The organism is Planktothrix sp. FACHB-1355 (assembly GCF_014748295.1).
In the GTDB taxonomy this organism is placed as follows: domain Bacteria; phylum Cyanobacteriota; class Cyanobacteriia; order Cyanobacteriales; family Aerosakkonemataceae; genus Aerosakkonema; species Aerosakkonema funiforme_A.
Map to the genome: position 1 here is coordinate 1 of NZ_JACJUP010001297.1, position 1,760 is coordinate 1,760.

At 41.2% G+C, this 1,760-nt stretch carries 1 protein-coding gene; it reads left to right on the forward strand.

Annotation, left to right across the window (positions count from 1 at the left end; genetic code table 11):
- Nucleotides 1–1,608 (forward strand): adenylate/guanylate cyclase domain-containing protein (locus H6S82_RS31735; protein WP_191057386.1); only part of this gene is annotated, 1,608 nt, incomplete at its 5' end.
- Nucleotides 1,609–1,760: the final 152 nt, after the last annotated feature.

Genomic DNA, 1,760 nt, shown 5'->3' on the forward strand with positions numbered 1-1,760 from the left:
CAAAAGCTAGTTCAAGTTTTTCAGACAACTCCTAATTTGATAGGAGTAAAAAAAGTAAGTGGCGCTCGAAATGGTTTTGCAGTTAATCCATCATCAATACTGGCTAATAAAGGACAAGTTGGTGCTAGCGATCTAGTGATAGATGCAGATGGCAAAGTTCGTCGGGGTTTCCTATATATAGGAAATAATAACGGTGAAGTTGTCCCCAGTTTACCTCTGAAGCTCGCTTTTATTTATCTGCAAAGTAAGGGAATTATTCCGAAAAATGCGGCAGTAAATCCTGAATATTTACAATTGGGTAAGGCGGTATTTATTCGTTTTCAGCCGAATGATGGAGGCTATGTGCGTACTTCGGCAAGCGGATATCAGGTGCTGATGAATTTTAGAGGGCCGCGAGAAACTTTCCAAATCGTCACGATGATGGATGTTTTGGAAAATAGAATTCCAGCCAATTTGATGCGCGATCGCATTGTGTTAATTGGTTCAAATGCCGCTAGTTTGCAAGATTATTTCCAGACTCCTTACGATGATACTATTATTTCGAGTTTTCCCAAACGTACTTCTGGAGTAGAAATTCATGCCAACTCGATCTCCCAAATGATTGCAGCTGCACTTGATGGACGACCTTTGATTCAAGTTTGGTCTGAACCTTTAGAGTGGTTGTGGATTTTTGGGTGGTCGGTAATTGGTGTAAGTTTGGCTTTGTGGGGGAGATATTTTAGTACAAAATACCGAGTTTATTCAGCTTATTGGATAATATTCACAATTGCAATTGCCGGAGGAATTTTAATTATTGGTTCTTACCTAGCATTTTCGATCGGTTGGTGGATTCCAGTAGTTCCTTCGCTACTAGCTTTATCTGTTTCTCAGATGGCGATGGCTATTCACATCGCCAATTTAGAAAGGGAAGAACGTCAAGCTTTGATGAAGCTTTTTGAGCGCAATGTAACGCCAAAAATAGCAGAGGCTATCTGGCGCGATCGATCTAAATTTTTAGAAGAGGGAGAATTACAAGCCCAAGAAATGATGGCAACTGTCTTATTCACCGACTTAAAAGGTTTTAGCAGCATTGCCGAAAATATGGAGCCAAAAATACTGATGTCTTGGCTCAATGATTATATGAAAGTAATGACGCAAGTTGTTCTCGATCGCGACGGCGTAATTGACAAATTTATCGGCGATGCAATTATGGCAGTTTTTGGCGTTCCGATCCCATCTACAACTCCTGAAAAAATCGCTTTAGACGCCCAAAAAGCAGTCAGTTGTGCTGTCGCAATGGCAGAGGTATTAAAATCGCTGAACAGGCGGTGGCAGAGTCAGGGTCTACCTACTGTATGTATGCGAGTAGGCATTGCTACTGGTGTAGTTGTGGCCGGCAGCTTAGGAAGCGATCGCAGACAGGATTATACTGTGATCGGAGACACAGTTAATATTGCCTCGCGGCTGGAAAGTTATGATAAGACCCTTGATGGAGGTAGCTGCCGAATTTTGATTAGCGAAGACACTTATGTGTATAATCAAGACAAGTTTCTCACCAAACTTGTCGGCAGCGTTTTGCTCAAGGGACGCGAACATCCTGTGAAGGTTTATCAAGTTTTGGTTGAATGAAACCAGTTGCTTTGTTAATAATTTTAACAAAGATTTGCTATGGCGAAATGAAAAATTAATCCAGGGAACCGCTATCATAAAAGGTTCGGCGGTATTAGAAGTAATCCAAACAGCGATGGTTTCTAAATAAGTAGATACATATGAGCAGACAG